This is a genomic window from Sphingomonas sp. 22176 (assembly GCF_052045505.1).
Taxonomy (GTDB): domain Bacteria; phylum Pseudomonadota; class Alphaproteobacteria; order Sphingomonadales; family Sphingomonadaceae; genus Sphingomonas.
Map to the genome: position 1 here is coordinate 14,149 of NZ_JBQEPL010000009.1, position 14,654 is coordinate 28,802.

17 protein-coding genes are annotated in these 14,654 nt (G+C 64.3%); 2 read left to right on the top strand and 15 right to left on the bottom strand.

The window, feature by feature from the left end; all coding sequences use genetic code 11:
- Positions 1 to 123: 123 nt before the first annotated feature.
- Positions 124 to 432, bottom strand: a complete 309-nt coding sequence (locus ACTJKY_RS19515; RefSeq protein ID WP_440847759.1) for a hypothetical protein — start codon at positions 430 to 432, stop codon at positions 124 to 126.
- Here ACTJKY_RS19515 and ACTJKY_RS19520 point away from each other — a divergent pair.
- Both ACTJKY_RS19520 and ACTJKY_RS19525 read left to right on the top strand, forming a co-directional pair.
- On the top strand, positions 431 to 724 hold the full coding sequence (locus ACTJKY_RS19520; RefSeq protein ID WP_440847760.1) for a VOC family protein: 294 nt from the start codon (positions 431 to 433) through the stop codon (positions 722 to 724). The genes ACTJKY_RS19515 and ACTJKY_RS19520 overlap by 2 nt on opposite strands.
- A 184-nt stretch (positions 725 to 908) precedes the next feature.
- Entirely contained in the window at positions 909 to 1,247 is a 339-nt protein-coding gene (locus ACTJKY_RS19525) for a hypothetical protein (RefSeq protein WP_440847761.1), read from the top strand.
- A 201-nt stretch (positions 1,248 to 1,448) separates the two neighbouring features.
- On the opposite strand, the gene ACTJKY_RS19530 is transcribed toward ACTJKY_RS19525, so the two are convergent.
- The 14 genes from ACTJKY_RS19530 to ACTJKY_RS19595 all read right to left on the bottom strand — a co-directional run bounded on the left by ACTJKY_RS19530 (position 1,449) and on the right by ACTJKY_RS19595 (position 14,519).
- On the bottom strand, positions 1,449 to 1,667 hold the full coding sequence (locus ACTJKY_RS19530; protein WP_440847762.1) for a helix-turn-helix transcriptional regulator: 219 nt from the start codon (positions 1,665 to 1,667) through the stop codon (positions 1,449 to 1,451).
- Positions 1,664 to 1,897, bottom strand: a complete 234-nt coding sequence (locus ACTJKY_RS19535) for a DUF2274 domain-containing protein (protein ID WP_440847763.1) — start codon at positions 1,895 to 1,897, stop codon at positions 1,664 to 1,666. The genes ACTJKY_RS19530 and ACTJKY_RS19535 overlap by 4 nt, the downstream gene beginning before the upstream one ends.
- 9 nt (positions 1,898 to 1,906) lie before the next feature.
- A complete protein-coding gene (locus ACTJKY_RS19540) occupies positions 1,907 to 3,130 on the bottom strand; it encodes a TrbI/VirB10 family protein (RefSeq protein ID WP_440847764.1) in 1,224 nt (407 codons plus the stop codon).
- Positions 3,127 to 3,987, bottom strand: coding sequence for a P-type conjugative transfer protein TrbG (gene trbG, locus ACTJKY_RS19545; RefSeq protein ID WP_440847765.1), 861 nt, complete (start codon positions 3,985 to 3,987; stop codon positions 3,127 to 3,129). The genes ACTJKY_RS19540 and trbG overlap by 4 nt, the downstream gene beginning before the upstream one ends.
- Positions 3,984 to 4,784, bottom strand: a complete 801-nt coding sequence (gene trbF / locus ACTJKY_RS19550) for a conjugal transfer protein TrbF (protein ID WP_440847766.1) — start codon at positions 4,782 to 4,784, stop codon at positions 3,984 to 3,986. Before trbF ends, trbG begins: the two co-directional genes overlap by 4 nt.
- A gap of 19 nt (positions 4,785 to 4,803) precedes the next feature.
- Positions 4,804 to 6,108, bottom strand: a complete 1,305-nt coding sequence (gene trbL / locus ACTJKY_RS19555; RefSeq protein WP_440847767.1) for a P-type conjugative transfer protein TrbL — start codon at positions 6,106 to 6,108, stop codon at positions 4,804 to 4,806.
- Between the two features lie 111 nt (positions 6,109 to 6,219).
- Complete coding sequence (gene trbJ / locus ACTJKY_RS19560; protein WP_440847768.1) at positions 6,220 to 6,978, bottom strand: P-type conjugative transfer protein TrbJ; 759 nt, start codon at positions 6,976 to 6,978, stop codon at positions 6,220 to 6,222.
- Between the two features lie 6 nt (positions 6,979 to 6,984).
- Complete coding sequence (gene trbE / locus ACTJKY_RS19565) at positions 6,985 to 9,423, bottom strand: conjugal transfer protein TrbE (RefSeq protein ID WP_440847769.1); 2,439 nt, start codon at positions 9,421 to 9,423, stop codon at positions 6,985 to 6,987.
- Positions 9,417 to 9,677: a VirB3 family type IV secretion system protein gene (locus tag ACTJKY_RS19570; protein ID WP_440847770.1), complete on the bottom strand. Its 261-nt coding sequence runs from the start codon at positions 9,675 to 9,677 to the stop codon at positions 9,417 to 9,419. The genes trbE and ACTJKY_RS19570 overlap by 7 nt, the downstream gene beginning before the upstream one ends.
- Positions 9,674 to 10,009, bottom strand: a complete 336-nt coding sequence (locus tag ACTJKY_RS19575; RefSeq protein ID WP_440847771.1) for a TrbC/VirB2 family protein — start codon at positions 10,007 to 10,009, stop codon at positions 9,674 to 9,676. Before ACTJKY_RS19575 ends, ACTJKY_RS19570 begins: the two co-directional genes overlap by 4 nt.
- Before the next feature lies 1 nt (position 10,010).
- Positions 10,011 to 11,009 (bottom strand): P-type conjugative transfer ATPase TrbB, encoded by a 999-nt coding sequence (gene trbB, locus ACTJKY_RS19580; RefSeq protein WP_440847772.1) that lies wholly within the window; start codon positions 11,007 to 11,009, stop codon positions 10,011 to 10,013.
- Positions 11,006 to 11,410, bottom strand: a complete 405-nt coding sequence (locus ACTJKY_RS19585) for a CopG family transcriptional regulator (RefSeq protein ID WP_440847773.1) — start codon at positions 11,408 to 11,410, stop codon at positions 11,006 to 11,008. The genes trbB and ACTJKY_RS19585 overlap by 4 nt, the downstream gene beginning before the upstream one ends.
- A 7-nt stretch (positions 11,411 to 11,417) precedes the next feature.
- Positions 11,418 to 13,442 (bottom strand): conjugal transfer protein TraG, encoded by a 2,025-nt coding sequence (locus ACTJKY_RS19590; RefSeq protein ID WP_440847774.1) that lies wholly within the window; start codon positions 13,440 to 13,442, stop codon positions 11,418 to 11,420.
- A 171-nt stretch (positions 13,443 to 13,613) separates the two neighbouring features.
- On the bottom strand, positions 13,614 to 14,519 hold the full coding sequence (locus ACTJKY_RS19595; protein ID WP_440847775.1) for a HEPN domain-containing protein: 906 nt from the start codon (positions 14,517 to 14,519) through the stop codon (positions 13,614 to 13,616).
- Positions 14,520 to 14,654 lie beyond the last annotated feature (135 nt).

Below are 14,654 nucleotides of genomic sequence, written 5' to 3' on the forward strand. Positions count from 1 at the left end.
TTATCTTATCAACTCTGTCTCTTTTCATCGCGTGCAATGAGTTTTCAGACAGCGCTTTCGTTCTCGAAACTCGATCCCAATGGGAATACCCGCCATAGCCCATGGCGGCCAGATTGATGGCGACTATCGGCGTTCCACGTAGCCGGTATCTGTCTTCACGAAGACGATCTTGCCGATATTGTACCCGCGTCCACCTTGCTCCCGTTCCACGATGTAGCCTTCAGGTGTCGAGTAACCGCAGATAAGCCGCATGAACGGGCGGCGCTCCTGACCAGACGGGAGGGCATCGCTGACGTTAAACGGCTGGCCACGGTCCGCGACCCGATGCCTCAGTGCCTGTCGAACCGAAATAGGAAGTTCACGGATGTTAGTGGAGACGGGACGTCCGCTGACCCCGCACATCGGGGCAGGCCCATAAGCGGCAGCGATCATGCAGGACGATGATGATCTTGTGCTGATCATCAATCATTTTGATAGAAAACTAGACGGCTTTGACTATCCTAAGCAGCTCGACATTTTGCATATCGGCTTCATCCAACAGTCTCGCGAAGCCGTCGATGCCATGTATGCGCGCCTGAACGAAGACGGTTGGGAGACCCAAGCGCCTCACGAAACGCATGGCGCATGGTCTTTCTACTTTCGAGCGAAGGGCGGCTACTTCATTGAAGTGACGACTCTAACCCCGGTGCGCCCCGAAGAAGCGTATCATGGTGGATCGCGGTAGAGTTAACCTTGGGCGGCGGAGCCTTCCGCCGACCATTCCCAATTTCGGCTTGCTCTGAGAACGCCTGCGGCATTCCGCGGGCCGTTCGATCGCGGCGAAGCGATATCACCAGCCTCGCAGCCGTTCAGGCTGCCGATTGTAGGTGCGGCCAGAACGTAGATTTCGGCGCGTCGCGGAGTGTATGATGAAAGTTCTGGTTGTGGCAGCATTGGTCATAGCGGCGGCAGGCGCCAACGCGCGAGCGTCGGCGTCGCAATATCCTAGTTGCGATCTCAAGGCCCTGCATGCGATCAAGGGCGATATCGGCGGATCGATCACGGACCTAGCAGGCCCGTATCTTCCTGCGCGCCAATATACTCGAAGCGAACCTGAGCACCGCCCGAAAGGCGCGACGTCTGACCCAGGCGGCGGCCGACCCATGCTCACGACTTCAGTCAGACGTGGTGGAGCGCAGGGTCCCATCCGTTCGGTCTATGTGCGTGATCCCGACGGCAACCTGATCGCGGTGTCGTCTTACGATTGACCGCAGAGGCGGGCGACCTCCTGGCAACCGATTGATTGCCCGTGGGCATCTTTCCCAATCAACCATCCTGCGCGCGAACCGGGGCGGACGTGCCCGCCAAATAGCGCGGCGAGTTTGCCGCCACATACGTTTGCACTTTAATGTTGTGATACTGTAGTTTCTTCCAGAACCCTACTCCACCCTACCCTACCCTACCCTACCCTACCAGCGGCGTTTCTTCCCCTCGAAGCCATCCTTGACCCGGTCGATCCATTCGACCACCTCACGCTGGCTCCAGCGAGCCGTGAAAGGCGATAATTTGTAGGGTGCAGGAAATCGCTGCTGCCGAATGAGGCGGTAGATCATTGTCTTGCCCAGCCCTACGCGTCGCTTCACTTCGTCGATCCGCAATAGCCGGTCGACTTCCTCGGGCGGGGTCATTTCGCCCTCTCGCGTGCGAGTGCCTCGCGCGCCCGGGCAAAGCCGCGGTCGCTGTCAAGAAAGGTCGAGAGGATTGCCGGGATCAGCTCCGCGACAGGCTCTTCGCGGCCATAGGTCTCTGCGTAAACGCGCGCATAGTCGCCAAGCGCGAGATGCAGCTCGGGCAGCACCGTGATGGTGAGCTTGACCGGGGTCCGATCAGGGATGCGCGCGAGTTTGAGATCTACCATATTGTTCTCCTAACCGCGCCACGGCGCGAGGATGAGATCGCGGTGAACGACCAGCCGGACCGGCGCGCCGGGTCGGATCGTGATGGTCGGCTGGATCTGTAGGTTGCGTGACGTGATCTGATCACCGGCACGCGAGACGTTCTGCTGTGTGGATTGGCGAATCGCCTGTACGAGATCGCTCTCGCCGGAGAAGGTTACGTTTGAGCCTACGCCGAGCAGGGTCGAAATCGTGACGCCTTTGAGCAGCGCCCAGGTGTGGAAATCCACCTTGTCGGCGAGCCCGGAATAGCCTGATGAGTCGGTTGCGGGCATATTGTCGAGCCGGATCGAACTGCCGTCCGGGAAGATGATCCGCTGCCACACCACTAGCGCGCGCTTCTGCCCAAAGGCTGCGACGCTATCATAGCTGCCGATCAGCCGCGCTCCCTGCGGGATGAGAAGGATGTTGCCGGTCGCGCTGTCGAATACCCTCTCCGTTACCTGGGCGGTGACCAGACCGGGCAAGTCGGACCGCAGCCCGGTGATCAGGCTGGCCGCGATGATGCTGCCAGCGAACAGCATGTTCGGTGACGCGGGCGGACTCAACCGATGCCCGTTGACATCGCCGCTGGTGTCGCGCGCGGCTACGAAGTCAGCCTTACGCTGCTGCGCATTGGGATCTCGATCGGAATCGATCACGAGTCGCGGCGGGTCAGTTGCCGGGACGGGTGGCGAGGATGGCGTTGCATCGGCGATGCGGACCGGATCGGTGCGATTGCCAGACTGCACTAGAACTCCCGACTCGCGCGCTGCCCTCAGTTCTGCCGCCCTTCGATCGCGTTCGGTTACGGCGGCCTGATCGACATGCGGCGTCCCGCTCTCCACTGGCGGCGCGATAGCCATGGCGCGCTGATGCTCGAGGATGGGCCGGCCAAGGTCGCCGGGCAACGGCGGGCCAAGCTTCGGTACGTCCCCATAGCCGCCCGGCAGGCGGTTGAGAGTCTCGGTAGGCGCCTTCGCGGCTGCAGGCGGGGTGTCTGCCGGTGCCGCGAGGTGCAGGTCAGTAGACCGAAGGGCTACCCACGCCGTCGCGGCCAGGCTGGTCGAGCCGAGCGCTGCGACGGCTATGATAGCGCCGCGCTTGAAGCGGATCGCCCGCGCAGGCTGCGCGCGCAGCGCCAGCGTCTCCGGATCCACCTTGGTCGGGATGGCCGGGGCTTCGGGTGCCGGCGGGAAGACTGCCTCGGCGGTCATGATTCCCTCCGGTCAGGCGCGCCTTCCGCCACGCGGCGAATGCGGACGATTTGCTGATGCTTCGTGCCGAGGCGAAGTTCGGCGATGTCGAAGATCCGATCGATCACATAGAAGCGATCCTTCACCCGATAGTTGACGAGCTGAGCCTCGCCCTTTCCGTCCACCAGGAAGATGGGGGGTGCCTCGCCGACGGCCAGCGTCGCTGGGAACTCGATGAAGGTCTGCCGCCCGTCGTCGAAAGCACGAAGTGGCCGCCAGGCTGGTCGATCGCCCGACACGACATAATCGAAGTGCAACTGCTCGACCTCGATTCCGGCCGCCACCGGTGCAACCGCCTCGGCCGTTGCTGCGGCGCGCTTCAAGGCGATCAGCGCATCCTGCGGATAAGTCCAGGATAGCGCAACCATTGCCACCTTGGTCCTGCTGGTCAGGTTGAGATGATAGGTGCGCCGGTCGGTGGTGATGACGAGGTTGGTCGAGAGGCCCGCGCTGAACGGTTTGACCAGCACGTGCGTCCGCCGTTCCGCAGCAGCACCACTGGTGGTATCGCCGATCACCCAGCGCGCCGTGTCGCCGCTGGCTACCGCGACCAGCGCTTCGCCCGGCTGCAAGGCGATGTCGGTTACCCGCTCCGGTGCCGTGGCGACGGCGTAGATGGCACCGTCGGCGAACGGATATGTCTGCACGGCGTTGACGGAGCCCTGCACGACAGGAGCGTTCGTAGACCCCTCGTCGGCGCCGACAATCGGCGAGGGAACGTGCCCGGCATAATCGCGGGGCGAAGTTGCGCCCGCGTGGGCTTCGGCAACGATCAGGCAAGGCACCAGCAGCGCGGCGGTTGCGAAGGGTCTCGTCATGGCTGCGTCTCCGTATTGTCTGTGGGTTGAGCGCCAAGGTTTTGGTCGAGCGGCGAGCCGAGCGGCACACTGCTGAGCGGCGGGGCGATGCGCGTCGAAGCAGGCAACGCTGCGGGCTCGAGTTCACGGCTCCAATCGATCGCGTCGACGTAGATGCCGAGCGGGTTCTTGCGGAGCGTGTCGGCCGAGACCGGCGGTTTGGTCAGGATCGTCAGGATGCCGGTCCAGTGCGAGGTGCCTGCCGCGTTCCCGCGCTCATACGCCGTCTCCGTCCACTTCACCTGGAAGGAGCGATCCGATGCCCGGACGACGCTGGTCACCTGAATTGACACGGCTCGCTGGCCGATCCTGGCGAACGGGTCCGCCGCGCGCGCATAGTCGCTGAGAAGCTGGCTTCCGCGCGTTGTAGTGAAGTCAAAGGCCGAGAGCCAATTGCGCCGCATCAACACCGGATCGAGCGAGACGCCGCGAACATTCTCGATGAACTTCGCCAGATGCCAGGCAATCTGGGGATCGGTGGGGCGGTAGCCCGCTTCGGCTTCGGTCACGGCCCGGGCTTCGCCCAGCCGATCGACCTCGACGACATAGGGCGTGACGCGGCTTTGCAGCGACTGCCAGATCAGCGCGGCCGACATGGCGGTCGACAGCGACAGCGTGCCGAAGGCCATCAATCGCCAGTTGCGGGCCTGCACACGGGCCGACCCGATGCGGTCATCCCAGACCTGCCCGGCGCGTTGATAGGGCGTCTCGGGCTCAGGCGTCTGCGCGTAGCGCTGAACGGCGCGCTTAAAGCGCACAGGATATGAAGATCATGGCTCAATCTTCCCTTTCCTTGATGTCGGGGGTGGCGGATGCGCCGCCGCGATCGCCTTCCTTCAGCGTCTGCATGGCGATGTGGCGGTGGTGACGGGCGTCCTGCTGGCGACGCAGCGACTGTGCCCAGGGCGGCGCGCCCTCAGCGGAAGCGCCTGGCGTGGATCCGTTAGCGCCGGAACCGCCGTTGAGTGCAGACCAGGCGGCGCCACGGCCACGCTCGGCAGCCTCGCTCAATCCCAGCGCCGACGAGGCCTTCTGGCGCATCGTGTTGCCCGCCGCCTGCGCCATGCCGCCGAGGCCAGCGCCTACGCTCGACGATCCGGCCGCGGTCTGACCGAGCTGGTACGCGGCAGACGCCGCCGAACCCATTGTCGTGCCGGCCCGGATCGCACCGAGCGCAGCACCGCCGACCGCACGAGCGGCGCCCATAGCGGCGCCACCACCAAGTGCTACGACACTAGCTGCACCAACGGTGGTGCCAAGCGCAGCGCCCGCGCCCAGTTGCGGAGCACCGGCAACGAGGCCTGACGCCATGCCCGGACCGAAGATGCCGAGGCCGAACAGCGTAAACGAGGCCAACACAAGGCTCATGGCTTGGCCGATGTCGGGTTCCTGCCCCTGGAGGGCGGCGGTGAATTCGCTGAAGAAGTTCGAGCCGACGCCGACGATGACGGCGAGCACCATCACCTTGATGCCCGAACCGACCACGTTGCCGAGCACCCGCTCCGCGAGGAAGCTCGTCCGGTTCCAGAGCGCGAACGGCACCAGCACGAAACCGGCGAGCGTCGTCAGCTTGAACTCGACGATGCACACGAACATCTGCACGGCGAGAATGAAGAAGGCGATGATCACAATCGCCCAGGCAAACAGCAGCACGATGATGGTCAGAAAATTGTCGAAGAAGCTGGTGAAGCCCATCAGCTTCGAAACCTGGTCGAGCATCGGCCATGCCGCCGAGAAGCCTGTGCCCGCCAGGCGGCCGGGTTTCAGCAGATCCTCCGCCGAGAGCGTGCCGCCGCCGGCGGTCAGGCCGGCTGCGGCGAAAGAGCGGAAGATGATGTCGGCCAGCGTCGAGAACCGGTCCAGGATGAACGCGAACGTGCCGATATAGAGGACCTTCTTGATGAAGCGGCCGATCACGTCCTGCTCGCCGCCCATCGCCCAGAACAGGCCGGCAAGCGTGATATCGATGCCGATCAGGGTCGTGGTGAGGAAAGCGACATCGCCTCCCAGCAGGCCGAACCCGCTGTCGATGTAGCGGATGAAGGTCTGCAGGAACCGATCGATGACATTCAGGTCGTTCATGGAGAAATCCTGGAAAGGAGGCCGCGGGGTCCGATCTGGGGAGCGGGACCGAACCCCGCGGCGGCAGCGGCGACGAGGCGGATTCGCCGCTGCCCGCGCACCGGCTCGAACCTATTGGCCCGGGGGCAATGGGCTGTAGGCCGAGCCGGAACCGAGGAACTTGGTGGTCGCCGCGCGGGCATCGATCTCGGCCTGCGCGCGGCGCGCCTGCTCGACCGTCTGCGCCCGATATTGTGCCGCCATCAGGTTCTGAATCTGGAACTGCTGCTTGGCGGTGAGGGCAAGCAACTGATTGGTCGCTTGTTGCGCCTGCAGCGCGCCTTCGGCCCCCTGGCTTCGTAATACGATACCGTTCAGAGTCTGCGCGTCAGCCTGGACATTTTCGACGACCTGCGCCTGCACGCCCATCGTCTGTTTGTAGGCTGCCATTTCAGCGTCGAGCCGAGTCCGAGCAGCAACAACTTGGCCGTTCATCGTCAGCGCCTGGCTAAAACTTTGCGGGAACAATGCACGGAATTGCTGGTCGAGGCCATCGACACGGAACTGGATGCCCTGCGCCTGCCCCATCAACTGGTCGATCTGCTGGAGCGTGCTGGTGATGGCCTGGATCTCGGGAAAACCGATCGTGGCGAGATTCTTGGCTTGGTTGATCAGGCTCTGTGCCTGATTCTGCAGGCTGCGGATCTGGTTGTTGACCTGCTGAAGTGTTCGCGCAGCGGTGAGCAGATTCTGGCTGTAGTTGCTCGGATCGAACACCGTGAACTGCGCACGAGCGGGCGTGCCCGGCACGATCAGTGCGCAGGCCAGCGAACCGATGGCGTCGGCCCCGAGTGCGGTCGCGATCAGATATTTGCGAGTTGAGATACGCATAACACTTCACTCCTTGGCTTGGAGAACGGGAAAATCGGCGAGGAGACCGGCGGCCCAGGCGAGACCGAGCACGTCCAGAAAGCGGGCCGCGAAATCGTGCGCGCCGTGGTCGGCCAGCAGCGCATCGATGCGCGCCTGGGTCGCAGGATCGGAGGCGCCACACAGCGCCAGCGCAATCGGGCCGAGGCCCAGCTCGAACAGGCGGTTGCCGCGCGCGGATTGCAGATAATAATGCCTTTTGGGGGTAGCGCGGCTGACCAGCTCGATCTGGCGGTCGTTAAGCCCGAACCGCTCATAGGCGGCGCGCGACTGTGGCTCGATCGCGCGGTCGTTGGGCAGCAGGATACGCTGGGGGCAGCTTTCGATGATGGCCGGCGCGATGCTGCTGTCGGCAATGTCGGCGAGGCTCTGCGTCGCGAACAGCACCGCAACATTCCTCTTGCGCAGCGTCTTCAGCCATTCGCGGATGCGCGCGGCGAAAAGCGGATGGTCGAGAAAGATCCAGGCCTCGTCGAGCACCAGCAGCGTCGGTCGCCCGTCGAAGCGCGCCTCCAGCCGATGGAACAGGTAGGTCAGCACCGGAGAGACGACGCCAGCCTGCCCCATCAGCGCCTCGGTCTCGAAGCAATGGACGTCGGCAAGTGCGAGATGCTGCTCGGCCGCGTCGAGGAGGCGGCCATAAGGGCCGTCGAGCGTATAGGCGGTGAGCGCGGTGCGCAGCGCATTGGACTGGAGCAGCATGGTGAACCCGGTCAGGGTGCGCTCCTCCGGGGGCGCCGATGCGAGACTACCCAGCGCCGACCAGACGGCGTCCTTCACCTCGGGGGTGACGACGACCTTCTCGTGCGCGAGCAGCGCCGCGATCCATTCTGCCGCCCAGCTCCGCTCGCCCGAATCGTCGATGCCGCGCAGCGGCTGGAATGCGATGCTGTCACCACTGTCCGCGCCGAGGCCGAGGGCATGATGGGCGCCGCCCATCGCCAGCACGGCCGCGCGTGCCGAATAACCCTTGTCGAAGATGTACAGCTGGGAGCCCGTGTAGCGCCGGAACTGCAGCGCGATGAGCGCCAGCAGCACCGACTTACCAGCACCCGTCGGGCCGACGACGAGCAGATGGCCGACATCCCCGATATGGGTCGAAAGGCGGAACGGCGTCGAGCCGCTGGTCTGGGCGTAGAGCAGCGGCGGCCCGCCAAGATGTCGGTTTTCGGCGGGGCCAGCCCAAACCGACGATAGCGGCATGAGATGGGCGAGGTTTAGGGTATGGACCAGCGGCTGGCGCACATTGGCGTAGGCTTGGCCGGGCAGCGACGACAACCACGCTTCGACCGCATTCACGCCCTCACGCTTGGCGGTGAAACCAAGGCCGTTGACGATCCGCTCGACGGCGCGGACCTTCTCCTCGGCGCGCGCACGATCGGCGTCCGACACCGTGATCGTTGTGGTCAAGTAGCCGAAGGAGACATGATCGCCGCCGAGCGCCTGCAGTGCGAGGTCAGCGTCGACCACCTTGTTGTCGGCATCGGTGTCGAGAAGCTGGACCGGCTGGTTGTACATCACCTCGCGCAGCAGCGCGGTGATCGACTTCCGCTTGTTGAACCAGTGCCGGCGGATCTTGGTGAGCGCCCTGGTAGCGTCCGTCTTGTCGAGCGCGATGAAGCGCGTGACCCAGCGGTAGCCGAAATCCTGATGATTCAGCGCATCGAGGATGCCGGGTCGGCTAAGATTGGGAAATCCCAGCACCGTCAGCGTCCGCAGATGGGTTTGCCCAAGCATCGGCTCCAGCCCGCCGACCAGCGGCGTGTCGGCGAGCAGGGCATCGAGATAGATCGGCGTTTCCGGCACGGCGACCGGATGCTGCCGGCTGGAGATTGTGCCGTGGAGATAGGTCAGCGTCTCGGCATCGCTTAAGGGGCGCACCTCGGGCATGAAGCCCGACAGGAGGTCGAGCACGCGATCGGTCTCGGCAATGAAGCCGGCCAAGCTGGCGCGCCAGTCCCGGCCTTTGGCATCGTCAGGCCGCTCCACCAGCGTCCGCCCCGCCGCATCGCTGCTGTCGGCGGGGGGCAGCCAGACCAGCGTGCCGTGATAGACGCTCTCGAAATGTTGGCCCTCGGCTTCGAAGCCGGCACGCCGTTCCTGCTCAACCAGCCAGGAGGCCGCGTCGGGGAAAGCGCTCTCAGGGTAATTGAGCGCCTCGCGTCGCTCGGCCTCGAAGAACAATGCCCAGCCCGAGCCCAGCCGCTTGAGGACGTTGTTGGCGCGCGCACCGGCCGACACCAGTTCCGCCTCGGTCGCGCTCTCGAGATCGGGACCGCGAAAGGCGAAGGACCGCATGAAGCTGCCGTCCTTGTTGAGGACGACGCCTGGCGCAACCAGCGCGGCCCAGGGCAGATGATCGGCGAGCCGATCGGTGCGCGACCGATATTCGGCGAGGTTCAGCATGCCAGATATCCTTTCTGGCGCAGATGACGGAGCAGCACGGGGGCGAAGTCCGGGTCGCGGCGGGCCGCTACACCCAAGATGCTGTGGCCGATCGCCCAGATAGCGAGCCCGACAAGCCATTGCTGCAGGCCCAAGCCAACGGCGGCCGCGATCGTGCCATTGACGATCGCGATGCCCCGCGGCGCACCACCGAGCAGGATGGCTTGCCCTAGGCTGGCGTGGATCGGCGCCTCGAAGCCCTCGACATGGCTCATGCCACCAGCGCCCCGCCGCCGAAGCTGAAGAAGGACAGGAAGAAGCTCGAGGCGGCAAACGCGATCGACAGGCCGAAGACGATCTGGATGAGCTTGCGAAAACCCCCGGCGGTTTCGCCGAACGCGAGCGCGAGCCCCGTGGAAATGATGATCAGGACCGCGACGATCTTGGCGACCGGTCCCTGGACCGATTCCAGCACCTGCTGGAGCGGCTGCTCCCAGGGCATGCCCGCGCCGCTGGCATAGGCACGATTGGTGATGGTGACCGACAGGCCGAGCATCAGCCCGGTGACGAAGAAGCGGTCGCGGCTGGGAATACGAACGGTCGTCATGTCAATCTCCTTGCAAGTTAGGGGGTAGGCTCGGGGTGAGATCGACGACGGCGTAGCCGCCGTCTGGATCGAGCCCGGCGACGCGGGCGATCGTCTCGATGCGCCGGGTGGTGCCGCGCCCGGCGATGAACACGATCATGTCGATGGCCTCCGCAATCAGGCGGCGCGGCACGGTCACCACGGCCTCCTGGATGAGCTGCTCGATCCGGTAGAGGGCGGAAGCCGCGCTGTTGGCATGGACAGTCGCAATCCCGCCGGGATGGCCGGTGTTCCAAGCCTTGAGCATGTCAAGCGCCTCGCTGCCGCGGACTTCGCCGACGATGATGCGGTCTGGCCGGAGGCGCAGCGTCGAGCGCACAAGATCGCCCATGGTAACCGAGTCGGCTCGGGTTCTGAGCGCAACCGTGTCGGGTGCCGGCGACTGCAGCTCGCGGGTGTCCTCGATCAGGATCACCCGTTCGTCGAGATTAGCCATCTCGGCGAGCAGCGCGTTGGCGAGTGTCGTCTTGCCCGAACTGGTCCCGCCGGCGACGAGGATGTTGCGGCGGTCGACGACGGCCTGGGCCAGGAGTCGCGCTGCCTCTGCCGACAGGATGCCGTCAGTCACATAGTCAATCAGCGTGTAGATGCGCGCTGCCGGCTTGCGGATCGAAAAGCACGGGGCAGCCGAAACCGGCGGAAGGATTCCCTCGAACCTCTCGCCCGCGCCAGAGCCAAGCGGGGGCAGTTCGGCCGATACAATGGGCTTGTCGCCGTGGACCTCCAACCGGACATGGGATGCAACCAACCGGATGATCCGTTCGACCTGAGGTGCGTCGAGTTTCACGTCGGTATCGACCCGGCCTTCGCCGAAAATATCCAGGCGCAGGGCGCCGTCGGGATTTACCATGATCTCGAGGACGCGGTGGTCGCTGAGTGCTGCGGCAATTGCCGGGCCCATTGCGGTGCGCAGCATGGCGCGGCGGCGCTCCGCCGAAACGCTGTCGGTAGGCGACATCATGATCCGCCTCCATCGGCTTCGGCAGGCATGAGCGTCCGCCTGCCGCCGGCAACATGCCTGCCGACCTGCGCGACGAACGCCTCAAATCGGTCACGCCCGATTGCGCGCGCTGCGGCATCGGCGTCGGGTAACGGTGCCGTCACCATCAGCTGGTAGCGGACAAACAGCGCTAGGCTCTCCAGCAGCACGTCGATGTCGCGCCTCGCGCCAGCAAGCTCGCGGGTCAGGCGGTCGAGGCGAACCTTGAGGAGATCGTCGATCTCCTTGGCTCCCCGGCGCGCCAGCCAGTCCTTCAGCGCGTCGTTGACGAGGTGGCTCTTGTTGCCGCGCGGACCGGCGGCGAGCGCCTCCAGCGCGTCGCTGAGTTCGCGGTCGATGTAGAGGTTCTGGCGGATCTTCATGGCTGCCTCAGAAATCCGGTATGAAATCGCGCTTCGCGCCTACGTTGATGGCATGGCCACGGACGACGGCGGCCTGTCCTTGCGCCTGATCCATGGCCCGCTTGTCGGCGCCGACATCCTCATCGTCGGGCACGAGCTGCGAATCGCGTGTCTCAGCGAGGTCGGTCGCCTTGGGAGCCTGTTCGTGAAGACCGGGATGACGTTGCTGCTGCATGCCACCATCGTCTTCGCCGCCCGCAGTGTCCGCGGCACCGCGCAGTCGATCGTCTGTGCCGCGGACTTGGTTGAACCAGTCGTCGCCGCGCGCCTTTGGCCGATCAACGTACTGACCGGGCGTCAGTTTGGGTGCGGCAGCCACGCGCGCGGTGAAGTTATGGTCGCGGAAGTAGCGCAGCTTGCGTGCCCGGATCGGTGCGAGCCCGGAGACGAGCACAAGCTCCTCGTCGGGCGAAAGCTGCATCACCTCGCCCGGCGTCAGTAACTGGCGGGCGGTTTCCTGCCTGCTGACCATGACGTGGGCGAGCCAGGGCGCGAGCCGATGTCCGGCATAGTTGCGCATCGCGCGCTGCTCGGTTGCGGTGCCGAGTGCATCGGAAATGCGCTTGGCGGTCCGCTCGTCATTGGTCGCGAAGGCGACGCGGACATGGCAATTGTCGAGAATGGCGTTGTGCTCGCCATACGCCTTTTCGATCTGGTTCAGGCTCTGCGCGATCAGGAAAGCACGGATCCCGTAGCCAGCCATGAAGGCGAGGCTGGTCTCGAAGAAGTCGAGGCGACCCAAAGCGGGAAACTCGTCGAGCATCATCAGCAGCTGGTGCCGGCGCGCGGAGGTGCCAGGCTGGTCGAGCCGCTCGGTGAGCCGGCGGCCGATTTGGTTGAGCACCAGACGGATCAGCGGCTTGGTGCGGCTGATGTCAGAGGGCGGTATGACGAGGTACAGCGACAAGGGTCGCTCGGCCTCGATCAGGTCGGCGATCCGCCAATCGCACCGCGACGTGACCTCGGCGACAGTCGGATCGCGGTAGAGGCCAAGGAAGGACATAGCGGTCGACAACACGCCTGAACGCTCGTTCTCGCTCTTGTTGAGCAGTTCGCGCGCGGCGGAGGCGACGACGGGATGAACCCTAGGGTTCTTGTCATCGCCCAAATGATTGGTGGTCATCATCCGGCGGAGCGTGGCGACGAAACTGCGCTGCGGATCCGAGAGGAAGGTCGCAACCCGTGCGAGCGTCTTTTCCTTTTCGGCATAGAGAATATGGAGGATCGCGCCGACCAGCAGCGAATGGCTTGTCTTCTCCCAATGGTTGCGGCGTTCGAGCGCTCCCTCTGGGTCGACGAGGATGTCAGCGATGTTCTGGACGTCGCGCACCTCGTCAATGCCACGCCGAACTTCTAGCAGCGGATTATAGTGCGCCGAGGCGGCGTCGGTGGGGTTGAACAGAAGGCAATGCGAGAAGCGCGCGCGCCAGCCGGCGCTCAGCGTCCAGTTCTCGCCCTTGATATCGTGAACGACCGTCGAACCGGTCCAAGACAGCAAGGTCGGCACGACGAGGCCCACGCCCTTGCCGCTCCGTGTCGGCGCGAATGCCATGATGTGCTCGGGGCCGTCGTGACGCAGATAGCGGCCGCCGAGCGTGCCGAGCATGACGCCGGCGTCGCAATGCAGCCCAGCGCGCTCGATCTCACGAGGGCTCGCCCAGCGCGCCGAACCATAGGTGGTGACGTTGCTTGACTGGCGCGCGCGCCAAAGCGAACCGAAGATCGCTGCGGCGCAGCCGAGAAAGCCGCTGGCGCCGGCCAGCATGCCCGCTTTGTCGAAGACGAGCGGGGCGTAGGCGTCATAGTGATACCACCAGCCGAACAGCTTCCAGGGAAGGTAGATCGGCACAGTGCCCAGCCAGAACCAGGGGACACCGAGTTCTGGCTGATAGGCCAGCATCGCCGCTGCCCACTGCGTCGCCGCCCAGACACCCGCGATCACGATTCCGAAGACGACAAGGATCTGGCCGATGAGCAATTTGGTGGGTGTCACGTCGAGGCTCCCGCCGGCCGAACGGGATCGGCTCCGGCGGATGCAGAGTCAGTGACGGGCGCCAAAAACGGAACGGCGCTGATGGGCGCTGATGGGCTCTCTCTGGTTCAGATCGGCTGGTGAGACAAAACCGGAAGCCAGTAACTTGAAGCCAATGTCGCGCGGCTCGGGTCAGAGGCCGGCGTCGTTCCTCAGTGCTTCAAGGCGCTCGCCCGATACCGTCGCCACGATGTCGCGGAGGGATCGGACCGACTGCGACAGCGCGTCGAGGTCATGATCGCCAATCTCGTAGCTGGCCGAATAGCGCGCCTCAACATAGGCGCGCTTCAAAAGCTCGAAGTGTCGGCGATCAATCCGTGTCGCGCGCGGCCAAGCCTCGATCAGCCGCGGTTCGCTGTCCTCTGCGAGCGAACGCAGGAACTTTATGTTGTGCGAGCGCGGAAAGTAGAGGGTGCGGACTAGTAGGAAGCAGATGTAGCTTCGTTCCGTTGCCTGATGTAGTGTGAAGGCCGCGTCCTTCCACTTTCCCTTTTCGATGCAAAATTCAGCGATCTCTATCGCGTCATTCACTTTCGCGAGCCAGTCCGAGAAATAGGCATGCGCCATCTCATAGGCATCGGCGGCCGTCAGCGGTTGCGGCGCGCTGAGCGCACTGCCGGGCAGTTCGTAGAGAACGATCCCGTCGCGGGCGATATCGACCCAGAAATATTCGCCGCGGCTGAGCGCTTGGTTCACCTCGTCCAGCGTGTGGACGATAATGTTCACCGGCCGCCCGATCGCGCTATCGAGCAGGATCTTGTCTTCGGCGACGTACCAGTAATCGGCAATGTCGGTCAGGTCGGGATGGCTGACGATGACGAGCAGATCGAAATCAGATTGATAGCCATTCTCCGGCTCGTCGACCCAGTCGGTCCGCGCATAGCTGCCGAACAGGATGATCTTCAGAATGCGCCCGTTCTTCTTCCACGGCTGGTTCGCACGTGAAATCGCTTCGGCAAATTCACCCATGAGGATTTGCTTCACCCGGTCCAACTCAGCTTGCTGGAGCGGTGGCAGATGATCAAGATCAGAGCGCACGGAACCGATCCTCGCGCGACATAAGGTGCTTGGCAAGCCTAGAACGCGCGTGGCCTGAACGACGGACTCACGGCGAACCCGCCAAAAAACATCTGGCATTGGCGGCAGGAGCCGGATGCGAATCGGATTGGCCGG